Source organism: Empedobacter sp. ULE_I140 (assembly GCF_053482575.1).
Window position 1 is genome coordinate 2,138,409 of sequence record NZ_JBQMTX010000001.1, and the last position, 26,104, is coordinate 2,164,512.

A 26,104-nucleotide genomic window follows, 5' to 3' on the forward strand; every position below is an offset into this window, starting at 1 on the left:
AAACTAAAGAACTAGATTCTATACCAAAGAATGTTTAATTCTGATGGTTCTTTAAAATCATTAAATACAAATTCATATCTACCAAAAAAACCTTGAATAATTCAAGGTTTTTTTATGTTTAAACAATCAGTAAAACTGTTTCTTTTAATTTTTCGGCTTGTTTTGAATAAATAAAAATCTCAAAATCGGTTTGTATTTTTTCTTCAAAACTTTGTTTCATTTGTTGATAGGAAACTGCTTTTGGACTTTCTTTCAAGTATTGAATAAAATCAACCAACCATTCGCCAATCTCTTTGTCTACAACAATTTCAAGATAATCTTGTTTGGTATGAAATTGTAAAACTGCATTCTCAAAAGTTTTTCCTTTTTTTGTTTTCGTTACAAATTCTATTTGTGGTCTACCTCCTAACCAAACTACTTTTTGCGTTGGTTTATACATTACAAAAGTTTCATTATTCAAAACTGTTTCGATATAATTTGGTTGAATTGACGTTCTCGGAACTTTAAAATCAAACCACTCATTCAGCGACAACTCAAAACCAACACCGTGCATATAGTTAAACAATGATTTCTTTAATCCATTCGAGAATTGATCATGAATTAAACCTGATTTTTCTTCGTGAATCATATCATTATTCGCAAAAGTTCCTAATTCGGTGCTATGATTAATTACTTCATATTTTTCTGGGTTCAACCCAACTGGGCTATGCGCTGTCATCGCAAATTGATGCCAAAATCCTGATTGAAGAATTCCTAATTCGAACATTTGACGCACCATTTCCAAACTATCAATCGTTTCTTGCTTTGTTTGTGTCGGAAAACCATACATCAAATATGCATGTACCATAATTCCAGCTTCGGTAAAATTTCGATTTACAACCGCAACTTGCTCCACTGTTACACCTTTATCAATCAATTTCAACAATCGATCCGAAGCGACTTCCAAACCTCCAGAAACCGCAATACAGCCCGAAGCTTTCAATAATCGACACAAATTATATGTAAAACTTTTCTCGAATCTTATATTTGTCCACCATGTTACAGTTAATTTTCTTCGAAGAATTTCTAACGCAACTTCTCGCATTAATGCTGGCGGAGCAGCTTCGTCCACAAAATGAAAACCTGTATTTTGAGTTGTTTCAATCAACTCTTCCATTCTATCCACAATTTGTTTTGCAGCAATTGGTTCATAAATTTTGATATAATCTAACGAAATATCGCAAAACGTACATTTCCCCCAATAACAACCATGCGCCATTGTCAGCTTATTCCAACGCCCATCACTCCACAAACGATGCATTGGATTAACCACTTCGATGACAGAAATATATTGATCTAATTTGATATCCGTATAATCTGGTGTTCCCACTTCGCTAAATTTATAATCGCGAACAGTTTGATTATTGATATAAGAAACTTGATTATTTTGAAGAGCAAAAGTTCTTTTTAACTCAGAAACTTCAACTTCATTGTTGATATATTTTAACAATTGCTCAGTTGGTGCTTCACCATCATCTAATGTAATAAAATCGAAGAACTCAAATACTCGTGAATCGCTTAAAGAGCGCAATTCTGTATTTGGAAAACCTCCACCCATGTCCACAACAATTTCAGGATAATTTGCTTTAATATATTGCGCACAACGGAAAGCCGAATATAAATTTCCTGGAAAAGGAACCGAAAAACCAATCATTTTTGGATTCGTTTTCTGAATTAATTTCTCTAATTCCGAAAGTGTAATTTTATCAATATAAGTTGGGGCTTTCTGTAATTCTTGATACAATTCATCAAAAGAATTTGCCGATCTTCCTAAACGTTCAGCATAACGAGAAAAACCAAAATTTTCATCAACAGCTTCAATGATTAAATCCGATAAATCTTCTAAATATAGCGTTGCCAAATGCTTCGCTTTATCTTGAAAAGACATCGAACCAAAAGCCCATTCCAAATCTTCAACTTCTGCAAAACGAGAAGCTTCTGGTAAATATCCATCTTGAATAATTGAATCAGCTAAGGTCGAATTTTTTCCTTGTAAAAATCGGATAACAGGATCAATAGTTGCGATATATTCGTCGCTTAACATCACCATTCTTTTACTATTATCACCTAATTCAATCTCTTGATTTTGAATAAATTCAAATAAATCAATTAAACCTTTTCTTGAAAATAATTGTAAGATAACATCTAAACCTAAATCAGCTTGAAAAGTTGAATATGAAAGTGTGTTTAGAAATCCTTTTAAATAAACTGTTCCAGGATATGGTGTATTTAATTGCGTAAAAGGTGGTGTGATTAATAAAAGATCCGTTTTCAATCGTTGAAATTTGTTGCAAAAATACGGATTGAAAAAAAATAATTTTAGATTTTTATCAATTATTTTTCAGTTTTATCAGTGCTTCTAAACGGCATCGTTTCAATTTTAAAACTTTCCTCAATCACAGCTTTTTCGAGATTAAGAATTCCTTTCAACGATTTATAATCTACTTTATCTGCATCATCAGTTGGTTTGTGATAATCGTCGTGACCGCCTGTATGGAAAAATAAAACTGGAATATCTTTCTCATAAAACGAAGTTTGATCCGAACCGCCTCTACCTTCATAACCTGTATAAAATTTAACAAAATCAGTCGGATTAATTTCATTAAAAATTGTTTCGAAAGTTGGAGAAGTTCCATAACCTATAATTGAAACGCCAGATTCTTTGTTCAAACGACCAATCATATCCATGTTTAACATCCAATGCACTTTCGATAAATCATACGTTGGATGTTTCACAAAATAACGTGACCCTACCAAACCTAATTCCTCTGCACCAAAAGCAATGAATAGAAAATTAACAGGTTCTGTCACTTTATTTTTACTGTAAAATCTTGCCAATTCTAACAAACCAGCAACGCCAGAAACGTTATCATCAGCACCATTGTGAATCATTCCATAACTATCTTTCGCCAAAGAACTTCCTTGCTTTCCTTCTCCCAAATGGTCGTAATGTGCACCAATCACAATCGTTTTCTCCGCTTTATTATCTAAAAAAGCAATCACATTTTTTGCAGAACGAATACTGTCAACAACTTTTACTTTTTTTACCTTCGCCTCAAATCCTTGAAAATATCCATCTTCTCCTAAAGGTTGAAGTTTATATTTTTTGAATTCTTTTGCAATATATTTTGCAGCTTTCAAATTTTCTTCACTTCCAGTTCCTCTTCCTTTCATTTTGTCATCAGCCAAAAAATAAACGTGTTTTTTAAGATTTTTGACTTCAATTTCTTGCGCAAAAGACTTGGCTCCTACAACCAAAGATAAGATGATAACTATTTTTTTCATATTCAATTTCGACTAACTATGTGTCTAACAAAAATAGAAAAATAATCAAGAATATATCTTGCGCGTTTTGAATTAAAATTCGTCAATTCGAGTGATTTTTAGGAATGGAATGAATAAGAATTGTATCGAGAATAGAATTTTATCAACTAAAACCTTTTTAAAATTTATATTCAAAATTTTACTTATTATCACTGAAAATCAGGGTGAATAATTCAATAATTGTTAAATTTCAAAAACTTTTTTAAAAATTGATGCAACATTCAAAAACTTGCTGCGTCTATACAATAGAAACAACAATGAAACCTTGAAAATTTTGGAGAAAGAAAATTTTTCAATAAATGATAAACAACTATTAGATTGGTGCGAATCTGGTGTAGAGGCTGGCTATACTCAGCTCTATCATCGCTATTCGAAATCAGTTTACAATTCTGTTTATCGTTTGGTCACAGAAGTTTCTGATGCGGAAGATTTGACACAAGAAATTTTTATTTCACTTTTCTCTGATATTCAAAAGTTGAAAAACATCGAAAATTTAGGTGCTTGGTTCAGTAGAGTTGCGATTAATAAATCAATTTCACATTTACGAAAAAACAATGTTTATTTTTCTGATGTTGCTGGAGCAAATATTATTGATGACAGCGAAGAAAGCATGGAAGAAAAACAAATGTTGGATGGTAAAATTGAAGAATTGCAACAAGCAATTGAAGAATTACCAACGGATACAAGAACAATTGTGAATCTATTTCTGTTCGAAGACATGCCGCAAGAAGACATTGCTCAACTTTTGGGATTGAGCCACAACACGGTGAGAAGTAAATATCATCGTGCAAAAAAGAAAATTTACGAAACCTTACAACAAACCGTTTGCAATGAATGATTCTTTAAAAAAACATATCGAAAAAAACAGAGAAGCCTTTGAAAACAAAGAACCTTCTGCAGAATTATGGAAAAGAATTCAGGCTGAGATTCCTAAACAGGAAGAAAAAACTTTGGTAATTGAACAGCCTAAGAAATGGAGAATTCAAAATTGGAGTATTGCTGCTTCTGCGCTTGTTTTATTGAGTGTTGGTGGATATTTTTTATTAAAAAATGATCAAGTAAATTCACCAAAAACAATTGAAATTGTAAAAGAAAAGCAGGTTAAAAAAGTAGAAGAAATTCAACCAGAAATTGTTCATCCAACTGAAATTAAAACTGAACAAAATAAAAAAGAAATTCAGTTTGTAACAATTCAGAAAGAGAAAAAAGTTGAAAAAATTGTTCAACCAAAAGAAGAACTAATTGGTATAGATGAAGCACTTAAAAATGAAATTTTAAGTTCATTAAATGATCAAGAATCAACAAGTAATCGTATTGATGCAATTGCAAAAATAACTGATTTACCAAGTATTGATCACAATTTGAAAGAGAGTTTATACCACTTAGCTTTAAATGACAACAATACAATTGTGCGACTAAATGCACTCGAAGCGCTTGCTTCAAAATTACCTAAATCGGACGTTTCAAAAGAGTTAACAGACATTTTTATGAAACAAGATGATCCGATGGTACAAATGGAATTAATAGGAATGATTGCGCATATCAATAACGATCAAATCGATTTGAAATTAACAAATAAATTACAAGAAATGGTGTTGGATCCTACAACAAAACCGTTTGTGAAAGACGAAGCGTACGCGGTTCTTTTTAGAAAATAATAATTAACAAAAAAATCAAAAAATGATAAGAAAAATATTTTTGGTAGCTGCATCTTTTATGATGATGTCTACGTACACTTTTGCACAAAATGAATCGAAAAGTGCGAATGAAGATAATTCGAAAACGTACAAATTAGCTGTAAGTAAAGGAAAAATGAACCTTGATCTTGGACGAGTAACAGTAGAAGGTTACAACGGAAACGAAATTGTTTTTTCTACAAAAACAAGATCGCGAGATAATGACGAAAGAGCAAAAGGATTGCGCTCGATCAACTCATTAGGACTTGAGGACAACACTGATTTAGGAATAAATGTTGTAGAAAAAAATGGTATAATCGAGGTAAAACAACTACAACAAATGACACCTCCAAATATCAAAATTTTAGTTCCAAAAGGTGTAACAATTTCATTTAATCATCAATCTCAATTTGGAAGTACCATTACATTCAAAAATATCGAAAACGAAGTTGAAGCAACTGCAAGTTACAACAATGTAGTGTTAGAAAATGTAACAGGACCTGCAACAATCAACACGATTTATGGTTCTATCGATGCTAAATTTAGTCAAAATGTAAAAGGTCCTTTGTCGCTTGTATCTATCTATGGTCACGTGGATGCTTCAATTCCGAAATCATCAAAAGCAAATGTAAAATTAACAACTTCGTTTGGTGATATTTTGATTGCACCTGAATTATCGTTAAAATTAGAAACAGTTGATAAATCATCTGAAATGATAAAAATTAACAATCAAGCAACAGGAACATTAAATGGCGGAGGAACAAGTTTCCTTTTCAGATCAGATTATAGTAAAATATATTTGAGAGCGTTATGAGAACAGTCATTTTATCTTTAGCAGTGGGCTTATTGGCAAATTTATCAATCGCTCAAACAAAAATTCAGAAGAATTTTTCAGTTGAAAAAGGTCAAGAATTAACATTAAAATTTGATTATCCACAAATCGTTAAAATCACAACATGGAAACAAAACGAAGTGAGTATCTCTGGAAATGTTAATATCAATAATGGTAAAAATGACTCGAATTTCAAGTTAACTGAAAGCAAAAACAGTCAAGGAAAAACCATCGAAGGCAAAGTTGTAAAACTAGAAGACATTCCAAATCAAGTGACAGCAACTTTTGGTAATGAGAAAAAACAATTTCAAACCAAAGAGGACTATCAAAAATATATTGATGCAAATGACATTAAATCTTCTTCGGTTTCTACAGGAGTACAAATGTATATTGTATTGGAAATCAAAGTTCCTGAACATATGAAAACGACTATCGAGTCAACGTATGGAACAATTGAAGTCATCAATTTTGATGCACCAATTATCGCACAATCAACATATGGAAGTGTAGATGCAACAATGAATGCAAAACAAATTGGAGAAATAAAAGTGGAAACTTTTTTTGGGAAGATGTACACGAATCTAGATTTTGCAATCAAAACTATAAAATCAGATAATTTTCATTCTGTAATTGCAGCAAACGTAGGTAAACAGCCATTGCAAGAATTTTCTTCGAAATATGGAAATGTCTATTTAAGAAAGTAAATAGTAAATAAATTATAACATTTTTTGAAAACACAATTGAGGATTCTCAGTTGTGTTTTTCTTTTAGAAAAGATTATTTTTGATAAAAATTAAGCCTTGAATCATTTATTTAAAGTTGCCCTAAATTGGATTAAGAAAGAGCCTCAAACAGATTCTTCAACCAGAATTTATACAAAAAGTCATTACATTTCGATTGAAGGAAAACCTGATTTAGAAGTTTCTGCGGCGAAAACTTTCAAAGGTGATCCAAATTTATACAATCCAGAAGATTTGCTTTTGAGTAGTTTGACTTCTTGTCATATGATGTCGTATTTATATTGTTGTACACAACATAAAATCGAAGTAATTTCTTACCAAGATCATTCGGAGGCCACATTGCAAATAAATCCTGATGGAAGTGGAAAAATTATAAAAGTAGATTTATTTCCTGAAATCATTATTTCTAATTCATCACAAATCGAGTTGGCGCTTTCACTTCATAAAAAGGCAAACGAATTGTGTTTTATTGCGAATTCGTGCAATTTCCCTGTTTATCATCACCCAAAATGTAACGCAAAATAAAACCGAGCTAAACTCGGTTTTAATAATTTATTTTATTTCTGTTATAATTTCTCTTTTAAGAATTGAGCTGTGTAGGACTCTATTACTTTGACAATTTCTTCTGGTGTACCTTCGGCAACCAAATAACCGCCTTTCTTCCCTCCTTCTGGACCAAGATCTATCACCCAATCGGCAACTTTGATAATATCCATATTATGTTCGATTACAAAAACCGAATGTCCCAAATCAATCAAAGCACGTAATGCTTTAATCAACTTCTGAATATCATGGAAATGCAGACCTGTAGAAGGCTCATCAAAAATAAACAAGGTTTTATTTGTCGTTTCTCCTTTCGTCAAGAAAAAAGCCAGCTTCACACGTTGTGCCTCTCCACCAGAAAGCGTATTCGACGATTGCCCAAGTTTTACATAACCCAAACCAACATCTTGTAATGGTTTCAGCTTCTCGACAATTTTATTTTGTTGATGCGTTGCAAAAAAGTCAATTGCTTCATCAATTGTTAGATTTAAAATATCTGAAATCGATTTTCCTTCGAATTTAACTTCTAAGATTTCTTTCTTGAAACGTTCGCCATGGCAATCTTCACAAACCAGCTCTACATCAGCCATAAACTGCATTTCGATGGTAATTGTCCCTTCTCCTTTACATGCATCACAACGTCCGCCATCTACATTAAACGAAAAATGTTTTGGTTGAAATCCCATCACTTTACTTGCTTTCTGATTGGCAAATAAATTTCGGATATCATCGTAAGCTTTTACATACGTCACAGGATTAGAACGCGAAGATTTCCCGATTGGATTTTGATCGATTAACTCAATTCCTTCCAATTGTTTCAGATCTCCAACTAACTCATCAAAATCACCGATTTTATTTCCAAAAATCTCGAAATGACGCTGAACAGCTGGTGCTAAAATATCTTTCATTAAGGTAGATTTCCCTGAACCCGAAACACCTGTAATAACGGTTAATTCGTTCAGAGGAAATTTAACATCAATATTTTTTAGATTATTTTCTCTTGCTCCAATAATTTTCAAATAATTAGGAGATTTTAGACGTTTTTTAGGAACTTCAATTTCTAATTTTCCGTTCAAATATTTAGATGTTAATGTATCACCTTTTAATAATTCATCATAGGTTCCTTCAAAAACTACTTCACCTCCATTTGTTCCTGCTTCTGGACCAATATCGATGATATAATCAGCAGCTTTCATGATATCTTCATCATGCTCTACCACAATCACTGTATTGCCTAAATCGCGTAAACGATGTAAAATTGTAATAAATTTAGCTGTATCACGCGAATGTAAACCAATCGAAGGCTCGTCTAACACATACATCGAACCAACCAAACTACTTCCCAAAGAAGTTGCTAAATTGATACGTTGTGATTCTCCTCCAGACAACGTATTCGAAGCACGATTTAGCGTTAAATATTCTAAACCAACATCTAACAAAAACGTTAAACGCGACTTAATCTCATATATAATTCGATCCGCAATTTGCTGATCATATTCGTTAAATGTAATACTTGTAAAGAAATCATTCAACTCATTCAAAGGTAAATCAACCAAATCATTAATCGATTTATCCGCAATTTTCACGTAATTCGTTTCCTTACGCAAACGCTTTCCTTTACAAGTTGGACAAGTTGTTTTACCACGATAACGAGACAACATTACACGATATTGAATTTTGTATGTATTCTCCTCAACCATTTTAAAAAAACCATCCAATCCTTCCCAGTCGTTATCTCCATGCCACAAATAGTCTTTTTGCTCTTCGGATAACTCAAAATATGGTTTATGAATTGGAAAATCTACTTTTTGAGAAAGTTTGATAAAATGATTTTTCCACTCGCCCATTTTCTCACCTTTCCAAGCTACAACCGCATCTTCGTAGATTGACAACGATTTATTTGGAACGACAAGATTCTCCTCAACTCCAATTACTTTCCCGTAACCTTCGCAAGTTGGACAAGCTCCATAAGGATTATTGAAACTAAAGAAATGAATAGTTGGTTCATTAAAAATCAAACCATTTGATTCGAATTTATTTGAGAAATATTTTACCGAATTATCTTCTACATTTACAATCGCTATTTCTCCTTTTCCTTCAAAAAAAGCCGTCTCGATAGAATCTGCCAAACGATGATAAAAAGATTCTTCGTCCTCTGTTGGCAAAGCGATACGATCAATGACAAGATGAATATCATTTTCGGGTTGAGGTTCGAAATTAAATGAAATTAAATCTTCAATTTTCACTTGATTTCCATCTACACTCAAACGTGTAAACCCTTGTTGTTGAAGAATGTTTAAATGTTCAACAAACGAACGTTCCTCTGGCACAACTAATTTTATTTGAAGAATAAATTTAGTTTCAGCCGCAAAAGTTTTTAGATAATCAATTACATCTGTCACCGAATCTTTTTGAACTAATTCTCCCGTAATCGGTGAATATGTTTTCCCAATTCGTGCGTACAACAACTTTAGATAATCGTAAACTTCTGTCGTTGTTCCAACTGTAGAACGCGGATTCGTAGAATTTACTTTTTGTTGAATCGCTATTGCAGGCGCTATTCCTTTGATATAATCAACTTGAGGTTTATCCAATTTTCCTAAAAACTGACGTGCATAAGACGATAAACTTTCGACATAACGACGCTGACCTTCCGCATACAACGTATCAAAAGCCAAAGTAGATTTCCCAGAACCAGACATCCCAGTAATCACGACTAATTTATTTTTTGGAATCGCTAAATCAATGTTTTTTAAGTTGTGCAATTTTGCACCTTTAATCAGAATAAATTCTTTCGGATCAAGTTGATTGATATCTTTTTTCATCTTGGCACAAAGTTAAGTTATTTTAGAAAGTTAAACTTAATCGCAACAAAAATTAGTCATAAAATATAACGTATAAAAAAGAACAGATTTAGTTAAAATATAAAAGCGCATCAACATGTTGACGCGCTTTTTTCAATAAAAAAATAAAAATTTATTCCTGAAATAATAAATAATTTTCTTCGTTTAACTCTTGATATCCAACATCGTACACATAAAAAATTGTGCCATTTTTTGATTCATCTACATTTGTAATGTACTTAAAATCAAAGTTTCTCAAACTCAATTCGTTTTTATTTACCGAACGAGCTCCTTCTTCTAATAAAGTTTTTAAGATACGATTATTTTTTCTTAATCTGTTGTTAATATTTCGTACAATTTCTACTTTATCACGATTAAGATTATTATTATAAGAATTTCGACAAAAATCGTTACAAAACTTTTTGTCTTTTCGACCAAATAAAGTTTGGTTACATTGAAGACACGTATTCATAAGATAGATTTTAGGTTATTTAAATACAAATATAAAAAAAAGTTAATCAATTTACAAATACTTAACATTATACCCTTTTCTACTTTAAAACGAAAGTATTAAATATTTAGTAAATATTTAGTAAATGTTTATCATCTTATTTATTATTTTTGTTTAAATTTTATTGATTTTGAAAATTCTAAATAAATTACCCGACCCTTTTATTCTGTTTTTATTCGTTGCCATTGTTGTCGCATATTTTTTCCCAGATATTAGTTTGTGGTCTTACAAGGATTTCAATCTGAATACAATAATTGATATTGGAGTTATCTTAGTATTCTTTTTTTATGGATTAAAACTTAATTGGAAAGAAGTTTTTAAAGATTTAGCAAATTGGAAAATGCATGTCTTGATTCAATCCATCACATTTATATTTTTTCCATTATTAGTCTTGTGTTTCTATCCTTTCATAAAAAATTACCCAATTTATTTTACTCTGTATGTCGCAATATTTTATTTAGCCGCGTTACCAAGTACAGTTTCTTCGTCAGTTGTAATGGTTTCTATTGCGAAAGGAAATATACCAAGTGCTATCTTTAACGCAAGTATTTCTGGACTAATAGGTATTGTTGTTACACCGCTTTGGATGAGTTTGTTTTTATCAAAAAGTAATGGTGAATTTGATTTATTAGGAACTTTTTTGGATTTAGTTCTTAAAATTATTTTACCTGTTTTTATCGGAGCTCTTCTTCAACCTTATTTAGGGTTCTTTTACAATAAATATAAAAAGCAATTCGGTAATTTAGATAAACTAACCATTGTACTTATTGTTTACAACAGTTTTAGTCATACTTTTTTGGATGGATTATTTACAAAATTAGGCGTTCTTCCGTTGTTGGCAGTTTTCATAATTGTAGTTGCGTTATTCTTTTTCTTTTTCAAACTTTCAAAATGGATTGGTAAGAAAATGAATTTTAATCGAGAAGATGATATCACAATTCAATTTTGTTCGACTAAAAAATCATTGGTTCATGGCTCGGTAATTGCAGCAGTTATTTTTACGGGAGATATCGGTATTTATTTGATTCCGGTTATGCTTTACCACACTTTTCAGTTAATTTATATCAGTTATATCGCTAATCAATATGCTAAAGAAGTTGAATAAAACTTATCGAAGTATCCTTATTTTTCTATTTCAAATTATTTTATTTTCGATACTATTTTCAATCGAAAGCGTTGATGATTTCATCGTCAATCATCTTACATTTCCAATTTCAGGATTTATTGCAAAAATTACGAATTCAGTTCATTTTCCTGTTGGAGAATTGTTTTATTTAATCATTGGAATAATCGGTTTTGTATTGATTTTTAAATTGATTCGAAGTTTTTTCAAATCGAAAGAAAAAGTTTCGCATTCAATTTATTGCATTATGATTTTTGTAAACTGTATCTATTTTATTTACACGTTTGCTTGGAGCGTGATGTACAAAAAACAAACGTTAACTATTGACAAAGAAAAAATCGTTATTCAACCTAAAATTCTGAAAGAAATCTATTGCTACGAACTTGATAAAGCAATATCAGCAAGAAATTTAATCGAACACAATGATTCAACAACAACGATAAAATTCAAATCTAATTTAAAAGATTATAATCAAGAATTTTTTGCTTTACAACACCAAGTAAATAATGTAAAATGGTTAAAAAATTATCGATTATTAAAAGATACACAATACAAATTATCTTGGATTTCGGAAATGCAAAATTATATGGGTATTTTGGGATACTATAACCCTTTTACGGCAGAAGCAAATCTGAACAGATACAATACAAATTTGAAACAACCTGCAATACTTTTCCACGAATATGGACACCAAATGGGATTTGCATCAGAAAGTGAAGCTAATTTTTTAGCTTATTATTTAGGTACAAAATCTAGAAATCCTGAAATTAATTATTCGTTTTATTATAAAAGTATTTATACGCTTTTAGGTGCTATTTACAAATCTGATCCGTATTTTGTGAAAATGGAATTGGATAATATGCATTCTAAAATAAAGCAAGACAGAAAAGCCGAATTAAAACATTATTTGAAATATGAAGGTGTTACGAGCGATACTTTTTCTGAGTTAAATAATCAGTTTTTGAAGGCTAATAATCAAGAAGGAACTATAAGTTATAGCAAATATGTCGAATTGATTTATTTGTTATATCAGACAAAAAAAGCAACGAATTAATCGTTGCTTTTATATTATTGTTAAAGTTCTAAATCATTTAAAATTAATTTTTCCACCAGCTAATTTTTTCTGATTACGTTGCGTTGGATTACCATAAATATCAATCACTCCTCCTGCTCTAGTTTTTGCATCTACAGATTTCTCCGCTCTCGCTTCTATTACTCCTCCTGCATTTGTTGTTAAACTTGCTGTATCAGAATTTAATGTTTTCGAATAATATTTCCCTCCAGAATTTGCAATTACAGTCTGAAATTCAGTATCACCAGTTAAAATTACTTCAGCACCAGAATTTATTTTGACTTCTAATTTTGATGTTTCGATTGGTAATTTGATAGATGAACCTTCGTTAGATGTCAAATACAATGCTTGTGATTTTACAACATCATCAGAATAAATGCGAGAACCTTGACTTGCCTGAATTTCGTATAATGATTTGTAATAAACCTTAACCGTTGCTTCTCCTCCTTGCATCAATTTGGTTCCTGTCATTTTCAATTTCAGTTCACCTTTGTTATTTTCAACTTGAACATCGCTCGCATTAACTCCATCTACTTTCACTAGGTTTTCGTTTGATGAAATTAATTCAACTGGAATTTTATCATAAACTTTTAAGATATTAAAATCTCCAACATTTATCTCTTCTTGCGCAAATGCAAAAGTTGAACAAAATATAGCGGCTGCTGATAATACGATATTTTTCATAAAAAAAGTTTTCTAATTTGATTTGAAATTATGCAAAATTTAAACCAAAAAAGAAAACTTAAGTTATTTTTAAGATATATTGTAAGAATTATTTCGCTCCTTCAGCTGTTAATTCTGCAATACGTACAATAATTTCTGTTGCTTTTTCCATAGATTCTACCGGAACATATTCGTAAGGTCCGTGGAAATTATGACCTCCAGCAAAGATATTAGGACAAGGTAATCCCATAAAAGATAAACGAGCACCATCTGTACCTCCACGAATTGGTTTGATGTTTGGCGTAACTCCACAATCTTTCAAAGCGTGTTCTGCAATTTCAACAGATTGGAATTTCTCTTTTACTTTCTCAATCATATTAAAATATTGATCAGAAACTTCTGCTGTAATTACTTCATGATCAAAACGCTCTTGAATATCAGCAGCAATTTGTAAAAATAAAGCTTTACGCGCTTCATATTGCTCCATATCGTGATCACGGATAATATAAACCATTTTTGCTTCAGATACATTTCCTGTAATTTTAGCTAAATGAAAGAATCCTTCGCGACCATCAGTTAATTCAGGAACTTCGTCGTTTGGTAATTGTGCAGCAAACTCCATTGCAATATTAGATGCATTAATCATCTTATCTTTTGCATAACCTGGGTGAACAGATTTACCTTTGATTGTCACAATTCCAGATGCAGCATTAAAGTTTTCGTACTCTAATTCTCCAATTTCAGAACCATCCATTGTGTAACCCCATTCAGCACCAAATTTCTCTACATTAAAGAAATCTGCACCACGACCAACCTCTTCGTCAGGTGTAAATCCAATAGCGATACGTCCATGTTTAATTTCTGGATGAGCAATCAAATATTCTGCAGCTGTTACAATTTCAGCAACACCAGCTTTATCATCAGCACCTAATAATGTTGTACCATCAGTTGTAATGATTGTTTGACCTTTATATTGAGATAATTCAGGGAACTCGTTTGGTGATAAAATCATTGATTCGTTCAATTTGATATCTCCACCATCGTAATTTTCCCAAATTTGAGGTTGTACATTTTCTCCAGAAAAATCTGGCGATGTATCCATATGAGAAACAAACCCAATTGTAGGCACTTCGTGATCAACTGTAGAAGGAACATATCCAAAAACATACCCGTTTTCATCTATTGAAACATCTTCTAAACCGATTTGTTTTAACTCTTCAACCAAATAATTTGCTAAATCCCATTGACGGTCTGTACTTGGAAATTTATCTAAAAAAGCTTCACTTTCAGTGTAAGTTTTAACATATTTCAAAAAGCGTGTTACCAACTTTTCTCTCCATTCTGTTTGCATTGCGTTTTAATTTTTGTCAAAATTACTAAATTATCTACCTTTAAGGCGCAAATAAACCAAAAAAATGAGTGAGCTAACTTTTAAAATTATTGAATGTCCTCGTGATGCAATGCAAGGACGCAAAGATTTTATTCCGACTGATAAGAAAATCGATTACTTAAATCGTTTATTGACTGTTGGTTTTGAAGCGATAGATTGTGGAAGTTTTGTTTCGCCAAAAGCGATTCCACAGATGGCGGACACAAAAGAAGTTTTAGATAATATTGATAAAACCAATTCAAAATCGAAATTATCTGTTGTTGTTGCCAATAAAAGTGGCGCAATGAAAGCTGCAGAACACGAAAAAGTGGATATTATTGGATTTCCTTTTTCTATTTCAGAGAATTTTCAACAATTCAACACGAATAAAAGTCGTGAAGAAGCGTTTGAAATGGTGAAAGAAATCAACCAAATCTCAAATGATAATGGTAAACATATGTTAATTTATCTTTCGATGGCGTTTGGAAACCCTTATGGAGAAACTTGGAATGAAGAAATCGTAAAAGAATGGTCTAAAAAAATGGCGGATATCGGAATTTCTTCAATCAATCTATCAGATACAATTGGTGTTGCAGACGAAAAAACAATTGTTGATTTGTTCCAAAATTTGATTCCTCATTATCCAGAAATTGAATTTGGCGCACATTTTCATACCGTTTATACCGAATGGCATTCCAAAGTACAAGCCGCTTATGATAATGGTTGTCGTCGTTTTGATGGCGCTATAAAAGGTTTGGGCGGATGTCCAATGTCAAAAAGTGATATGGTCGGAAATATGCCAACCGAGAAATTAATTAGTTTCGCAAATGAGCACAAAGAAAAACATGGTTTGAATCTTTTTGATTTCGAATCTGCTTGGAATGTTTCTTTGCGTACATTTGGCTTAGTTTAATCTTAACAATAAACTAAAAAATCAATTCTTTTGTTAAAGGAAATTAAAATATGTTGGACTTTAACAAAAAAAGTTAAATTTGCTCATCGGTAAGTTTTTTTATCGAGCTTAGAATATTAAAATGAAATTAAAGTATATGAAATTTAAATCGAGTATGATGTTGCTAATTGCAGCATTATTTACGGTAAATACTTTTGCACAAACAGCAAAACCAACACCAAAACGTCTTGCTAAAGTAGATGGTATAGCTGCTGTTGTCGGAGATCAGATTGTTTTAGAGTCTGATGTAGATCGAGATTATTTAATGTCAAAACAACAAGGGATGCAAGTCGAAGACAAATGTGATTTCCTAAATGACATTATGTTAGACAAAATGTTGGTTGATCGTGCAAAACAAGATACTTTAATCAAAGTGACACAAGATGAGGTAACTCGTCAATTAAACAACCAAATCGAAGGTTGGATTGCTCAAGCTGGAGGAGAAAAACAAATTTTAGACTATTTCGGATTCCGTACAATGGCGGAAATGAAAAACGAAACTAAATATATCGTAGAAGATAATATTTATGCACGTAACAAAAGAGAAATGGTTGTAAAAGGTGCTGATGCTACGCCAGAAGAAGTTCGTTTGTTTTTCGAAAAACACCAAGGTGAGTTACCAGACGTAAAAGACGAAGTTTCGATTAGCCATATTGTAACTTATCCTGAAGTTTCGCAAGAAAATCAACAAAAGATTATTGATCAATTAAAAGAAATCAAAAAAGAAATTGAAGAAGGTGCTTCTTTTGCAACGAAAGCAATTTTATATTCAGAAGATCCAGGTTCTGCAAGTAACGGAGGTGAATACAAAAAAGTTTCTCGTGGTAAAATGGTAAAAGAGTTTGATGCGGTGGCGTTTAACCTACAAGAAGGTGAAATTTCTGATCCATTCAAAACTGATTTTGGATATCATATTATTAAGTTAGAAAAACGTCGTGGACAAGAATTAGATTTGCGCCATATCTTGATTACGTTGAAACCAACAGAAGACGAAATAAAAAAGGCTTATAATAAATTAGATTCAATTCGAGTTTTAATTAACGACGGAAAAATGACATTTAAAGATGCTGCATTAAGATTTTCTGATGATAAATACACAAAATTTAACTCAGGAAATATCATGAACCAAAATTCTGGTGACGATCGTTTCGAGAAAATGGCTTTGCCTCTACCAATGTTTACAGCAATTGCAACATTAAATGAAGGAGATATTTCTCAAGTTTTCGAAGATGATTTTGATAACAGAAAAGCTTTAAGAATCTTAAAAATCAATAAATTTTATCCAGAGCATAAAATCAATTATCAAGATGATTACTATAGAATTCAGAAATTTGCGGTTCAAGATAAAGAACGTACATTGTTGATGGATTGGGTAAAACGTCAAGTTGGTGATGCTTACATTAAAATTGGAAAAGAATACCAAAGTTGTAATTTCCCGATCGATTGGGAAAAGAAAAACCAAAAATAATAAAACAAAAAACCTCGAGAAATTCTCGAGGTTTTTTTTATGTCTTAAAAATAAATAATCTTATTTCGCAATCGGAACTTGAGAAGGCCAAATTAACTTACTTGGATCAAATCCTACTTTCTTTGCCGAATCAAAAAATCTGTCTTTTACCTTATCCGAAATCTCTTTCTTACGCGATAGAATCCATAACTTTTTATAATCTTCACTTGCAACTAATACATTATTGTAATCTTTATCAAAATCAATTACATATAATTTTTTTGCTAAAATTGGTAAAAACGTTGTCGAGAACAACCCAACATTTTCGATATCTTGTGCTGCAATTCCTTCAATCTTTTCCCACCCTTTTTTCTTCGCATTGTAGCCGCGCACAATCACTTCCAATTGCCCATTTTCTTCGTTCAAATTAAAACGATGCGTCACATTTGTTTGTCCTTTTTGTGCTTTATTTTCCAAACGTGCAATTTCGTACCAACGTCCTAAAAATCCACCTAAATCAAAATTTTGAGCAGGTTTGTATTTTACATTTTTCTTATTGTGATTAACGATATATGCTGTTGTCCCTAACGCTAATGCTGCAAGGGCTAATTTCTTAAAATTCATTTTACTAAAACTTAGGTTGCAAATGTATCAATAATATTAAAGTTGAAAAAATATGATTTCAAATTTTGAATTAATTAAAATTTCATTTAACTTTATTAAAATTAATTTTAATATTATTTAACCAAATGAAAAAACTTCCTGTTATATGTCCCAGCTGTGCCGAAGAATTAGCGGTCGAAAAATTAATTTGCAACCATTGCGAAACACAAGTTGTAGGAAACTATGAACTTCCTTTATTTCTGAAACTTACAAATGAAGAACAAGCATTTATTATGCAATTCTTTGTCAACTCAGGAAGTTTAAAAGACATGGCGAAAGAATTTGAAGTCAGCTATCCAACCATGCGAAATAAAGTAGATGATTTGATTAATAAAATAAAAACAATGTCCGATGAATAAAGAATTTTCAGTATCGATGTCGCTATTTTTTAAGGTTACAACTGCTATTTTAATTGTATTATTAATCTTAATTGGAGGAATATTGTTTAAAGAAACAGAAGTATATGTTGCGGTGATTTATGCAATCATTATTTATCCATTGTTTGCGTATTATTATTTAATCTCTTTAAATAAAATTAAAGTTGATTTGAATAATATTTATCTTATTTCAAAAATAAAAACGAATATTATTCCGATAAATGAAGTGAAAGTTATTACAAGAAAATCTCAAAATAATTTGATAATCGTTGGATGCAGAGGATTTATAGGTTTGATAGGAAGATCTATGGACAATTATCGATGCAATATAAAAAATCGTACAAAACTTGTTGCTATTGAATTAGAAAATGTAAAATATTTGGTGAGCTGCGATCAGCCAGATGAATTTGTTAACACAATAAATACACTAAAAAATGATAAAAAAACTCCTTAATCCATTTGCATATTTCGATGAAAAAATACTATTCATTATTGGGCTATTTTCGCATTTCTTTTTCACTTATATCGCCAAAATTACTGAATCTTTTTTCCCTGATTTTTTAAGCATCAAGAAAAATGGAATTCCTTATTCTTATCTCGATTTGTTGTATCAAAATACGAGAAATCTAGCGATTGCTATTCTCCTATTTTATATTTTAGGAAAAATCATCAATAACAGAACACGAATTATAGACATTGTAAACGTTGTTTTAATCTCAAGAATCGCTTATTACATTGTATTCATAACGGATTTTATTCCAATTGTAAACAAAAGTATGAACAAAGTTCTAAAAGGAATTACAACAAATAATCTCGAAGTTTTACATGAAGCCCCAACAATGATTGTACTTGTAATTGTAGCTTTTATTGCGATATTTTTCTTGTGTATAATGCTCTATTTTTTATACATAGGTTTCAAAACTGTTACAAACATGAAAAATACAAAACAAGTTTTTGCTTTCATTGCTACCTTGTTATTTATCATTGTTTTAACCACAATATTATCATTATTAATACCACAAAAAATATGAAAAAAGTTTTATTTTTCTTTATACTTATTTGTTCTACAGTTTTTGGTCAATCAAAAAATGATTTCACAGAATCAGATATTCAACTTAACGAAAATCAAGTTAAATTATTTGGAACATTATGTTTACCTCAAAATGCAAAATCTAAAATACCAATTGTTTTATTAATTTCTGGTTCTGGACCAACAGATAGAAATGGAAACAATAATATGATGATTAATAACTCTTTGAAATATTTAGCTCATAGTTTAGCTGAAAAAGGAATTGCATCTATTCGCTATGACAAAAGAGGAATCGGAGAAAGTTCTATTGCTAATTTGGACGAGTCTAAACTTACATTTGATGATTACGTTGAGGACGCAAGGAATTGGATAACTTTCTTAAAAAAAGATAAAAGATTTGGTTCTATTTCAATAGCTGGACACAGCGAAGGTTCATTAATTGGAATGCTTGCATCTTCAAAAAATGTCGACAAATTCATCTCGATTTCTGGTGCAGGAGAATCTATTGACCAAATACTTAAAAAACAATTAAATCTACTTCCTGAACAATTAAAAACCGAATCGTATGCTATTATAGATTCTTTGAAAAATGGAAATACTGTAAATAATATTAATCCTAATTTATCTTCATTATTTCGTAAAAGTGTACAACCTTATTTAATTTCTTGGATTAAATATAATCCTGTAAATGAAATCAATAAATTAACTATTCCTTTTTTAGTGATTCAAGGTGATGTGGATATTCAAGTTGATACGGAGAACGCTAAAAACCTATCTCCTAAATCTGCTGTTATTATCAAAGGGATGAATCACGTTTTAAAAAATGTTACTTCAAAAGATGATTTATCTTCTTACAACAACCCAGAACTTCCAATAAATATAGAATTAGTAGAATTCATTTCTAATTTTATCCTCAAAAACTAACTATAAAAGACAAAGCAAATTGCTTTGTCTTTTTATTTAAGAATTAACAAGCTGTTCCTCCTTCAAAATTTGTCATTGTAGTTTTTTATCAGATTTTCGAGTGATTGTCATTGTTCCATTAGCTAAAACTGAATCAGATTCTATAGATTGTTTACCTATTATTTCTTGATCTACATCAATTTAAAATAATAATTCTATTCTTAAATTTACAATTCTTATTTGTGATTCGTAATAAAAGAGATTAAAGATTATACAAATTTTTCATAGTATAAGGTTGGTTAGTTTTTTTTAATAAAGAGCAGAAGAAATTTTGCTCTTTGTTTGTTTTATATTTATAATCATTAAATAATTTATCATGTACTTATATTTTTATTAGTCAACAATTATTCGATTATTTACTTTTTTATTTCCAATTATTGATTGATTAATAAAATTGAAAACTTCGTCTAAATATTGCTTTCTTAATCCAGACCATTCATGTTTTCCTGAATTAGAGAAAATAGCAAAAGATGCCTGACTATATTTTCTATTCAAATCTTCTAAAGTAGCAGAACCATTTAAAGGAAAAAACCCTTGTTGATTATCCAAACAACTTCTGTGTGGCGCATTGTAAGCTGGTACAACATCATCGCTTAAACCATGTACATAAACTGTTGGCAAAACACTCGATTTTGTAACATAACGATTGTCTACAATCGCTCCTGCATAACTTACTAATCCATCAATTTTAACTTGATTGAATTGATTTCCGTACCATAAATCTCTCAAATAATAAGCATTTAGAATAGTCTCCGCTCCTGCACTACTTCCTCCTAAAATTAATTTATTAATCGAGAATTTAAGTTCTTTTGAATTATTTTGAATAAAATTTAGCGCAGTTAAAACATCAAAAGAGGCTTCTTTAAAAATCATCAACTTTTCTTGTTTTGGCAAATCACACCCAAAACCAGCCGAAGAATTTGCCAATAATCTATACGAGATAGAAACAGCTACGAAACCTCTTTCTTGAGCATCTTTCATTCGTTCAATTTCTTCTTTATCCGCTCTTGTTCCTCCTGAAAATCCGCCTCCGTGTACCCAAGCAAATACATTATAGGTTTGATTCTCTTTATAGTTTTTCGGATAATAAATATCAAACGCTAAATTATTTTTTTTATCATATACTATCGTTTTCTGCGCATATGTATAACTTATCATTAAAAATAAGGCAACTAAATATTTCATTTTCTTCTATTTTAAATAAAAATTGCTTGACTTTAACTTCTTACGTTGTCAATTTGTCAAGCAATTTACTATAAATAATTTTCCCTTTAATTATTCTATTTTTTTACGAAATAATGATTGTGCTAATCGAATGTTCTTGCGAATTCACCTCAACAGCTTCTCCTTCTATCCATAAATTATATTGATAAGGTTTATCTGTTTGATTCATCACAACCACCACAACTTTTCCGTCTTTGTTTACAAAAGAAGTCGTCATTAAATCTGAACGATTAGACGATGCTGCAATTCTTTGCGCACCTGGACGAATAAATTTTGAGAATTGACCAATGTAGTAAAACGAATTTGTATACGTAACTTGTCCATTTCTAGTATCACCATGAATTGGTGCAAAACAGAAATTTCCTACGTGATTTGGTCCTCCTTTTTCATCCAACAAAACATTCCAATCTGTCCAAGCAACTGTTCCGGAGTTAAAATCGTTGATCATATTGTAACCATATTTTTCACCCAATGCCCAATTTCCCATTTGATTGTAATCAAATTGTTCTTTACAACCTTCTGTAAAAATTAGATTAACATTCGGGAAAGCTTCGTGAGTTAACGCTACATTATTGAATAAATTCACGCTTCCGTTCCATGTTTCGTACCAGTGAAAACCAACTCCCCAAACATATTTAGCAGCTTCAGGATCATTCAAAATAGTTGAAGCACGCTGGTAAATTAAATCACGGTTATGATCCCACACAATAATTTTTTTGTCTTTTAATCCTTTTTGGTGAAAAGTCGGACCTAAATTATTTTTCAAGAAATCACGTTCTTCTTCAGCTGTATAAATACACGATTCCCATGTTTGCGTTGCCATTGGTTCGTTCTGAATAGAAACTCCCCAAATTGGTAAACCAATTTTCTCATAATTCTCGATAAATTTCACAAAATAGTTAGCCCAAGTTTGGTAATATTCAGGTTTCAAAGAACCTCCTTTTAACATACTGTTATTCGTTTTCATCCAAGCTGGCGGACTCCAAGGACTTGCATATAAACGATAAGCATCTTTCATTTCTGCTTTTGCCATTTTAATCATCGGAATTTTATAATTCAAATCATGTGCAATGTCAAAAGTTTTTAACTCATTATCATTATCTTTTACATACGTGTAACTATCGCTCGAAAAATCACTCGAATTTATTGTTGTTCTAATCAACGAATAACCAATTCCTTCTTTTTCGCTATAATAAGCTTTGATAATTTCTTGTTGCGCTTTCTTTGGCAATTTTGCTAAAACTTCTGCTGAAGCATCTGTGATAGCTCCTCCAATTCCTTCAAATTTTTGGAATTTACGTTTTGGATCAATAAAAATTGCAATATCTGTTTCTTTTGGTTGTGGAAACTTTTTTACAGCTAACTTATCTGTCCATTTTGCGATACGTTGATTCGTATTTTTAGCAGTTGTATATATTTCGATTTTCTTGTTCGAAAGTTTAAAATCTTGCGCATTTACGGCAAAATAATTTAACAATAAAGCTGCAATAAGAGGATATTTCAAATGTGATTTTGTCATAATTATTATTGAATTAAAAATTTGGCTAAAATTGGTAAATGATCTGATGGATATTTGAAATCGTAGAAATCATCAATCGTATTGAAACTTTTACACGTTACTTTTGAATTCTTTTTGTAAAAAATGTAATCTAAAATTTCTGTTCCTTTTACATTGAATTTAAAATCTTCCCATGTAAAATCTGGTCCATAAACCATTTGCGCATTTAGACGAGTATCTAAATATTTGTTTTGAATATATTTAACAGATTCATCGTTTTGATTCATATTAAAATCTCCCATAAAAAATGCTGGAACGTTTTTCTTTTCAGTTAACTTTTGAATTAAATTATCAATCATTTCTAACGATTTTTGACGCGCAATTTTTCCATCATTATCAAAATGTGTATTGATTATCCAAAATGTATTTTCGTTTTTTTATCTTGAAATAATCCGTAAGTGATAATTCTATAATAAGAAGCATCCCAACCTTTCGACATTTTTTCTGGCGTTTCTGATAACCAAAAAGTATGTTGTTCTAAAACTTTATATTGATCTTTTTTGTAGAAAATAGCAGAATATTCAGCATTTTTATCATCATTTCGAGGAGATCCAATAAAATCTAAACTCGAATTATTTTGTTTGATAAAATCTAACTGAGGAACTTGCGCTTCTTGTACACCAACAAAATCAGCATCATAATACTTGATTAAATCAACCAATTTTTGTTTGCGAATATTCCAATGATTTGCGCCATCATCAACAGACGCTAATCTAATATTGTAAGACATAATTGATAAATTTTGTTGTGCAAAACCTATCATTGTCATGATTAAAACTAAACTTAAACTAATATATTTTTTCATGTGTGTGATGTTAAAAAATTCCAAGTAAGCACAACAATACTTACTTGGATGAGAAATAAATTAAATTTCTAACTAAAACTATAAATGAGGAATTTAATCAACTAAAGTAAAACTTGTTTTAAGCGTTGCGTCTGAATTTCCTCCAACAAAAATGTCGAAATCTCCAGCTTCAGCAACATAATTCATATTGATATCGTGGAATTTTAAATCTTCTGGAGTTAATGTAAACGTAATTGTTTTTGTTTCTCCTTTCTTAATCATCACTTTATCAAAACCTTTCAATTCTCGAACTGGACGCGTCACACTTCCTACTAAATCGCGAACATATAATTGTACTACTTCTTCTCCATCGTAGTTTCCTGTATTTTTAACATTTACAGTGACTTTTATTTCATCTTTTCCATTCTTCATCGTTGATTTATTCACTTTTAAGTTACTATAATCAAACGTTGTATAACTTAAACCATAACCAAATGGATATAAAGGCGAATTCGGAGAATCTGTATAACGAGATTTATATTTTTGCTCTGCATCACTTTCTCCTAAATAAGGTCTACCTGTATTTTTTTGATTGTAATGAATTGGAATTTGACCTACAGAACGAGGAAATGTCATCGGTGTTTTGGCCGAAGGATTGTATTTTCCATACAACACATCTGTAATCGCTAAACCTCCCATTGTTCCTGGATACCATGCGTATAAAATTGCATCCATATTATCATTTTCCCACGAAATTGTCATTGGACGACCAGCCATTAAAACTAAAACAATTGGCTTACCAAGTTTCTTTAATTCTTTTAATAATTCTTTCTGATTTCCTGGTAAATCTATATTTGTTTGAGAAGCAGCTTCACCTGTTTGATTCTCGTTTTCTCCCATAACCGCAACAATTACATCCGAGTTTTTCGCTAAATTAATTGCTTCTTGAAAACCATCAGTTTTAGACGAATTAAGTTCTGTTCCTTGTGCGTAAGTAATTTTTGCATTTTTACCTAAAACATCGTTCAAACCTTCCCAAACAGACCACGCTTTTCCGTATCGATCTCCACGTGCAGCCCAGTTTCCGATGATGTTTTTTTCATCTTTAACTAAAGGTCCAATTACCGCAACTTTTTGAGATTCTTTTAATGGTAAAATTTGTTTCTCATTCTTTAATAAAACCATTGATTTACGCGCAACATCACGAGCTTCATTTAAAAACTCTTGTTTCATTACCGTTTCTTTCTCTCGTTTTGCATTTGAATAACGATATGGATCTTCAAAAAGTCCTAAGTCATATTTTGCTTCCAAAATTCTATGAACCGCAGTATCAATCACATCTTGCTTTACTTTTCCTTCTTTTACCAATTTTGATAAATGATTAAGAAAAGCACCACTCATCATATCCATTTCAATTCCTGCTTCAACCGATTTTAGAGTTGCTTCTTCCAAATCTTTTGCAATTCCATGAGGAACTAATTCCTGAATCGCCGTATAATCTGTTACAACAAACCCTTTATAATTCCACTCTTTACGCAAAATTTGATCGTACAAATATTTACTTGCTGTAGAAGGAACTCCTCCAATTTCGTTGAAAGACGTCATGAAAGATCCAGCACCTGCATCAACAGTCGCTTTGAAAGGCGGCAAAATATAATCTCTTAAGAAACGATCAGAAATTTCTACCGAACCATAATCGCGACCAGCCTGCGCTAAAGCATATCCTGCAAAGTGTTTTGTACACGCTAAAACGGTATTTAAATCATATAAACTTTTACCTTGAAAACCATTAACACGCGCTATTGCAATTTTACTTCCTAAGAAAGTATCTTCACCTGCACCTTCAGAAACACGTCCCCAACGAGGATCAAAACCGATATCAACCATCGGAGCAAAAGTCCAATGAACTCCGCCAGCAGCTGTTTCTTCAGCAGCAATTCGAGCCGATTTTTCAATTGCTTTTAAATCCCAAGAAGAAGCTTCACCAAGTGGAATTGGAAAAATAGTTTCATAACCATGAATTACATCGTATCCAAAAATTAATGGAATTCCAAGACGTGTTTCTTCAACAGCAATTTTTTGTAATTTTTTGGTAATATCTGTTGTCGTAGCGTTAAATACAGACCCCATCATACCTTGTTTCGTGTATTTTATATAATTTTTATCAATTGCAGAGCCTGTAACATCACCTCCATCATAGGTATATTGTACCATCTGACCCACTTTGTCATCAATCGTCATTTGACTCATCACATAATCAATAAACTCTGATTTCGATTTCGATTTATCAAACTTTATTTTTTGCGCATAAGTATTGAATGCTAATCCTAAGAAAGCAATTGAATAAATTAGTTTTTTCATTTTTTTGATT

Annotated in this window: 25 protein-coding genes; 13 read left to right on the forward strand and 12 right to left on the reverse strand. The window is 31.1% G+C overall.

Features of this window, described 5'->3' with window-relative positions; all coding sequences use genetic code 11:
* Positions 1-118: 118 nt before the first annotated feature.
* Both ACTS9J_RS10200 and ACTS9J_RS10205 read right to left on the reverse strand, forming a co-directional pair.
* Positions 119-2,314: a B12-binding domain-containing radical SAM protein gene (locus ACTS9J_RS10200; protein ID WP_448353188.1), complete on the reverse strand. Its 2,196-nt coding sequence runs from the start codon at positions 2,312-2,314 to the stop codon at positions 119-121.
* 59 nt (positions 2,315-2,373) lie between these two features.
* Complete coding sequence (locus ACTS9J_RS10205) at positions 2,374-3,324, reverse strand: M20/M25/M40 family metallo-hydrolase (RefSeq protein WP_448353189.1); 951 nt, start codon at positions 3,322-3,324, stop codon at positions 2,374-2,376.
* A 313-nt stretch (positions 3,325-3,637) separates the two neighbouring features.
* On the opposite strand from ACTS9J_RS10205, the gene ACTS9J_RS10210 reads away from it, so the two are divergent.
* The 5 genes from ACTS9J_RS10210 to ACTS9J_RS10230 all read left to right on the forward strand — a co-directional run bounded on the left by ACTS9J_RS10210 (position 3,638) and on the right by ACTS9J_RS10230 (position 7,136).
* Positions 3,638-4,201 carry an RNA polymerase sigma factor gene (locus ACTS9J_RS10210; RefSeq protein WP_448353190.1) on the forward strand — a complete coding sequence of 188 codons (564 nt, stop codon included), beginning with the start codon at positions 3,638-3,640 and terminating at the stop codon, positions 4,199-4,201.
* A complete protein-coding gene (locus tag ACTS9J_RS10215) occupies positions 4,194-5,021 on the forward strand; it encodes a hypothetical protein (protein WP_219034596.1) in 828 nt (275 codons plus the stop codon). The genes ACTS9J_RS10210 and ACTS9J_RS10215 overlap by 8 nt, the downstream gene beginning before the upstream one ends.
* Positions 5,022-5,043: 22 nt before the next feature.
* Positions 5,044-5,853, forward strand: a complete 810-nt coding sequence (locus ACTS9J_RS10220) for a hypothetical protein (protein ID WP_038330640.1) — start codon at positions 5,044-5,046, stop codon at positions 5,851-5,853.
* On the forward strand, positions 5,850-6,575 hold the full coding sequence (locus ACTS9J_RS10225) for a hypothetical protein (RefSeq protein ID WP_448353191.1): 726 nt from the start codon (positions 5,850-5,852) through the stop codon (positions 6,573-6,575). The genes ACTS9J_RS10220 and ACTS9J_RS10225 overlap by 4 nt, the downstream gene beginning before the upstream one ends.
* Positions 6,576-6,671: 96 nt before the next feature.
* The gene (locus ACTS9J_RS10230) at positions 6,672-7,136 is read left to right on the forward strand and encodes an OsmC family protein (protein ID WP_219034594.1); all 465 of its coding nucleotides are present in this window, start codon (positions 6,672-6,674) and stop codon (positions 7,134-7,136) included.
* 41 nt (positions 7,137-7,177) lie between these two features.
* Here the strand turns inward: ACTS9J_RS10230 and uvrA are convergent, their stop codons facing one another.
* Both uvrA and ACTS9J_RS10240 read right to left on the reverse strand, forming a co-directional pair.
* Positions 7,178-9,979 (reverse strand): excinuclease ABC subunit UvrA, encoded by a 2,802-nt coding sequence (uvrA, locus tag ACTS9J_RS10235; RefSeq protein ID WP_448353192.1) that lies wholly within the window; start codon positions 9,977-9,979, stop codon positions 7,178-7,180.
* Positions 9,980-10,130: 151 nt separating this feature from the next.
* Positions 10,131-10,469: a hypothetical protein gene (locus ACTS9J_RS10240; RefSeq protein ID WP_038331633.1), complete on the reverse strand. Its 339-nt coding sequence runs from the start codon at positions 10,467-10,469 to the stop codon at positions 10,131-10,133.
* Between the two features lie 169 nt (positions 10,470-10,638).
* Between ACTS9J_RS10240 and ACTS9J_RS10245 the strand changes: the two genes are divergently transcribed.
* Entirely contained in the window at positions 10,639-11,613 is a 975-nt protein-coding gene (locus ACTS9J_RS10245; RefSeq protein ID WP_115002064.1) for a bile acid:sodium symporter family protein, read from the forward strand.
* Complete coding sequence (locus ACTS9J_RS10250) at positions 11,594-12,685, forward strand: DUF3810 family protein (protein ID WP_448353193.1); 1,092 nt, start codon at positions 11,594-11,596, stop codon at positions 12,683-12,685. The genes ACTS9J_RS10245 and ACTS9J_RS10250 overlap by 20 nt, the downstream gene beginning before the upstream one ends.
* 33 nt (positions 12,686-12,718) lie before the next feature.
* Here the strand turns inward: ACTS9J_RS10250 and ACTS9J_RS10255 are convergent, their stop codons facing one another.
* Both ACTS9J_RS10255 and pepT read right to left on the reverse strand, forming a co-directional pair.
* On the reverse strand, positions 12,719-13,387 hold the full coding sequence (locus tag ACTS9J_RS10255; protein ID WP_125350349.1) for a head GIN domain-containing protein: 669 nt from the start codon (positions 13,385-13,387) through the stop codon (positions 12,719-12,721).
* Between the two features lie 88 nt (positions 13,388-13,475).
* On the reverse strand, positions 13,476-14,717 hold the full coding sequence (gene pepT / locus ACTS9J_RS10260; RefSeq protein WP_221855767.1) for a peptidase T: 1,242 nt from the start codon (positions 14,715-14,717) through the stop codon (positions 13,476-13,478).
* 64 nt (positions 14,718-14,781) lie between these two features.
* Between pepT and ACTS9J_RS10265 the strand changes: the two genes are divergently transcribed.
* Positions 14,782-15,648 carry a hydroxymethylglutaryl-CoA lyase gene (locus ACTS9J_RS10265; RefSeq protein WP_125350348.1) on the forward strand — a complete coding sequence of 289 codons (867 nt, stop codon included), beginning with the start codon at positions 14,782-14,784 and terminating at the stop codon, positions 15,646-15,648.
* Between the two features lie 136 nt (positions 15,649-15,784).
* A complete protein-coding gene (locus ACTS9J_RS10270; RefSeq protein WP_291053327.1) occupies positions 15,785-17,155 on the forward strand; it encodes a peptidylprolyl isomerase in 1,371 nt (456 codons plus the stop codon).
* A 60-nt stretch (positions 17,156-17,215) separates the two neighbouring features.
* Here ACTS9J_RS10270 and ACTS9J_RS10275 read toward each other — a convergent pair whose 3' ends face one another.
* Positions 17,216-17,758, reverse strand: coding sequence for a lipocalin family protein (locus tag ACTS9J_RS10275; protein ID WP_219034590.1), 543 nt, complete (start codon positions 17,756-17,758; stop codon positions 17,216-17,218).
* Between the two features lie 125 nt (positions 17,759-17,883).
* Between ACTS9J_RS10275 and ACTS9J_RS10280 the strand changes: the two genes are divergently transcribed.
* The 4 genes from ACTS9J_RS10280 to ACTS9J_RS10295 are packed head-to-tail and all read left to right on the forward strand — an operon-like array spanning position 17,884 to position 20,128.
* Positions 17,884-18,156, forward strand: a complete 273-nt coding sequence (locus ACTS9J_RS10280; RefSeq protein WP_038331614.1) for a DUF2089 family protein — start codon at positions 17,884-17,886, stop codon at positions 18,154-18,156.
* Positions 18,149-18,628 carry a PH domain-containing protein gene (locus ACTS9J_RS10285; protein ID WP_448353194.1) on the forward strand — a complete coding sequence of 160 codons (480 nt, stop codon included), beginning with the start codon at positions 18,149-18,151 and terminating at the stop codon, positions 18,626-18,628. Before ACTS9J_RS10280 ends, ACTS9J_RS10285 begins: the two co-directional genes overlap by 8 nt.
* A complete protein-coding gene (locus ACTS9J_RS10290; RefSeq protein ID WP_448353195.1) occupies positions 18,609-19,205 on the forward strand; it encodes a hypothetical protein in 597 nt (198 codons plus the stop codon). Before ACTS9J_RS10285 ends, ACTS9J_RS10290 begins: the two co-directional genes overlap by 20 nt.
* Positions 19,202-20,128, forward strand: a complete 927-nt coding sequence (locus ACTS9J_RS10295) for an alpha/beta hydrolase (RefSeq protein ID WP_448353196.1) — start codon at positions 19,202-19,204, stop codon at positions 20,126-20,128. The genes ACTS9J_RS10290 and ACTS9J_RS10295 overlap by 4 nt, the downstream gene beginning before the upstream one ends.
* Positions 20,129-20,500: 372 nt before the next feature.
* Here ACTS9J_RS10295 and ACTS9J_RS10300 read toward each other — a convergent pair whose 3' ends face one another.
* From ACTS9J_RS10300 to ACTS9J_RS10320, 5 genes are all read right to left on the reverse strand, one after another.
* A complete protein-coding gene (locus ACTS9J_RS10300; RefSeq protein ID WP_219034585.1) occupies positions 20,501-21,352 on the reverse strand; it encodes a carboxylesterase family protein in 852 nt (283 codons plus the stop codon).
* A gap of 103 nt (positions 21,353-21,455) precedes the next feature.
* A complete protein-coding gene (locus tag ACTS9J_RS10305) occupies positions 21,456-22,910 on the reverse strand; it encodes a glycoside hydrolase family 30 protein (protein WP_219034584.1) in 1,455 nt (484 codons plus the stop codon).
* Positions 22,911-22,915: 5 nt separating this feature from the next.
* Positions 22,916-23,305, reverse strand: a complete 390-nt coding sequence (locus tag ACTS9J_RS10310; protein ID WP_349676128.1) for an endonuclease/exonuclease/phosphatase family protein — start codon at positions 23,303-23,305, stop codon at positions 22,916-22,918.
* Positions 23,302-23,754: an endonuclease/exonuclease/phosphatase family protein gene (locus tag ACTS9J_RS10315; protein WP_219034582.1), complete on the reverse strand. Its 453-nt coding sequence runs from the start codon at positions 23,752-23,754 to the stop codon at positions 23,302-23,304. The genes ACTS9J_RS10310 and ACTS9J_RS10315 overlap by 4 nt, the downstream gene beginning before the upstream one ends.
* A 93-nt stretch (positions 23,755-23,847) precedes the next feature.
* A complete protein-coding gene (locus ACTS9J_RS10320) occupies positions 23,848-26,094 on the reverse strand; it encodes a glycoside hydrolase family 3 N-terminal domain-containing protein (protein WP_291046564.1) in 2,247 nt (748 codons plus the stop codon).
* Positions 26,095-26,104 lie beyond the last annotated feature (10 nt).

Excerpts from the sequence above, each read along its gene's own strand:
- ACTS9J_RS10205 (WP_448353189.1), bottom strand. The coding sequence starts at position 3,324 with ATGAAAAAAATAGTTATCATCTTATCTTTGGTTGTAGGAGCCAAGTCT.
- ACTS9J_RS10215 (WP_219034596.1), top strand. The coding sequence starts at position 4,194 with ATGAATGATTCTTTAAAAAAACATATCGAAAAAAACAGAGAAGCCTTT.
- ACTS9J_RS10220 (WP_038330640.1), top strand. The coding sequence starts at position 5,044 with ATGATAAGAAAAATATTTTTGGTAGCTGCATCTTTTATGATGATGTCT.
- ACTS9J_RS10225 (WP_448353191.1), top strand. The coding sequence starts at position 5,850 with ATGAGAACAGTCATTTTATCTTTAGCAGTGGGCTTATTGGCAAATTTA.
- uvrA (WP_448353192.1), bottom strand. The coding sequence starts at position 9,979 with ATGAAAAAAGATATCAATCAACTTGATCCGAAAGAATTTATTCTGATT.
- ACTS9J_RS10240 (WP_038331633.1), bottom strand. The coding sequence starts at position 10,469 with ATGAATACGTGTCTTCAATGTAACCAAACTTTATTTGGTCGAAAAGAC.
- ACTS9J_RS10250 (WP_448353193.1), top strand. The coding sequence starts at position 11,594 with ATGCTAAAGAAGTTGAATAAAACTTATCGAAGTATCCTTATTTTTCTA.
- ACTS9J_RS10255 (WP_125350349.1), bottom strand. The coding sequence starts at position 13,387 with ATGAAAAATATCGTATTATCAGCAGCCGCTATATTTTGTTCAACTTTT.
- pepT (WP_221855767.1), bottom strand. The coding sequence starts at position 14,717 with ATGCAAACAGAATGGAGAGAAAAGTTGGTAACACGCTTTTTGAAATAT.
- ACTS9J_RS10265 (WP_125350348.1), top strand. The coding sequence starts at position 14,782 with ATGAGTGAGCTAACTTTTAAAATTATTGAATGTCCTCGTGATGCAATG.
- ACTS9J_RS10270 (WP_291053327.1), top strand. The coding sequence starts at position 15,785 with ATGAAATTTAAATCGAGTATGATGTTGCTAATTGCAGCATTATTTACG.
- ACTS9J_RS10275 (WP_219034590.1), bottom strand. The coding sequence starts at position 17,758 with ATGAATTTTAAGAAATTAGCCCTTGCAGCATTAGCGTTAGGGACAACA.
- ACTS9J_RS10280 (WP_038331614.1), top strand. The coding sequence starts at position 17,884 with ATGAAAAAACTTCCTGTTATATGTCCCAGCTGTGCCGAAGAATTAGCG.
- ACTS9J_RS10285 (WP_448353194.1), top strand. The coding sequence starts at position 18,149 with ATGAATAAAGAATTTTCAGTATCGATGTCGCTATTTTTTAAGGTTACA.
- ACTS9J_RS10290 (WP_448353195.1), top strand. The coding sequence starts at position 18,609 with ATGATAAAAAAACTCCTTAATCCATTTGCATATTTCGATGAAAAAATA.
- ACTS9J_RS10295 (WP_448353196.1), top strand. The coding sequence starts at position 19,202 with ATGAAAAAAGTTTTATTTTTCTTTATACTTATTTGTTCTACAGTTTTT.
- ACTS9J_RS10300 (WP_219034585.1), bottom strand. The coding sequence starts at position 21,352 with ATGAAATATTTAGTTGCCTTATTTTTAATGATAAGTTATACATATGCG.
- ACTS9J_RS10305 (WP_219034584.1), bottom strand. The coding sequence starts at position 22,910 with ATGACAAAATCACATTTGAAATATCCTCTTATTGCAGCTTTATTGTTA.
- ACTS9J_RS10315 (WP_219034582.1), bottom strand. The coding sequence starts at position 23,754 with ATGAAAAAATATATTAGTTTAAGTTTAGTTTTAATCATGACAATGATA.
- ACTS9J_RS10320 (WP_291046564.1), bottom strand. The coding sequence starts at position 26,094 with ATGAAAAAACTAATTTATTCAATTGCTTTCTTAGGATTAGCATTCAAT.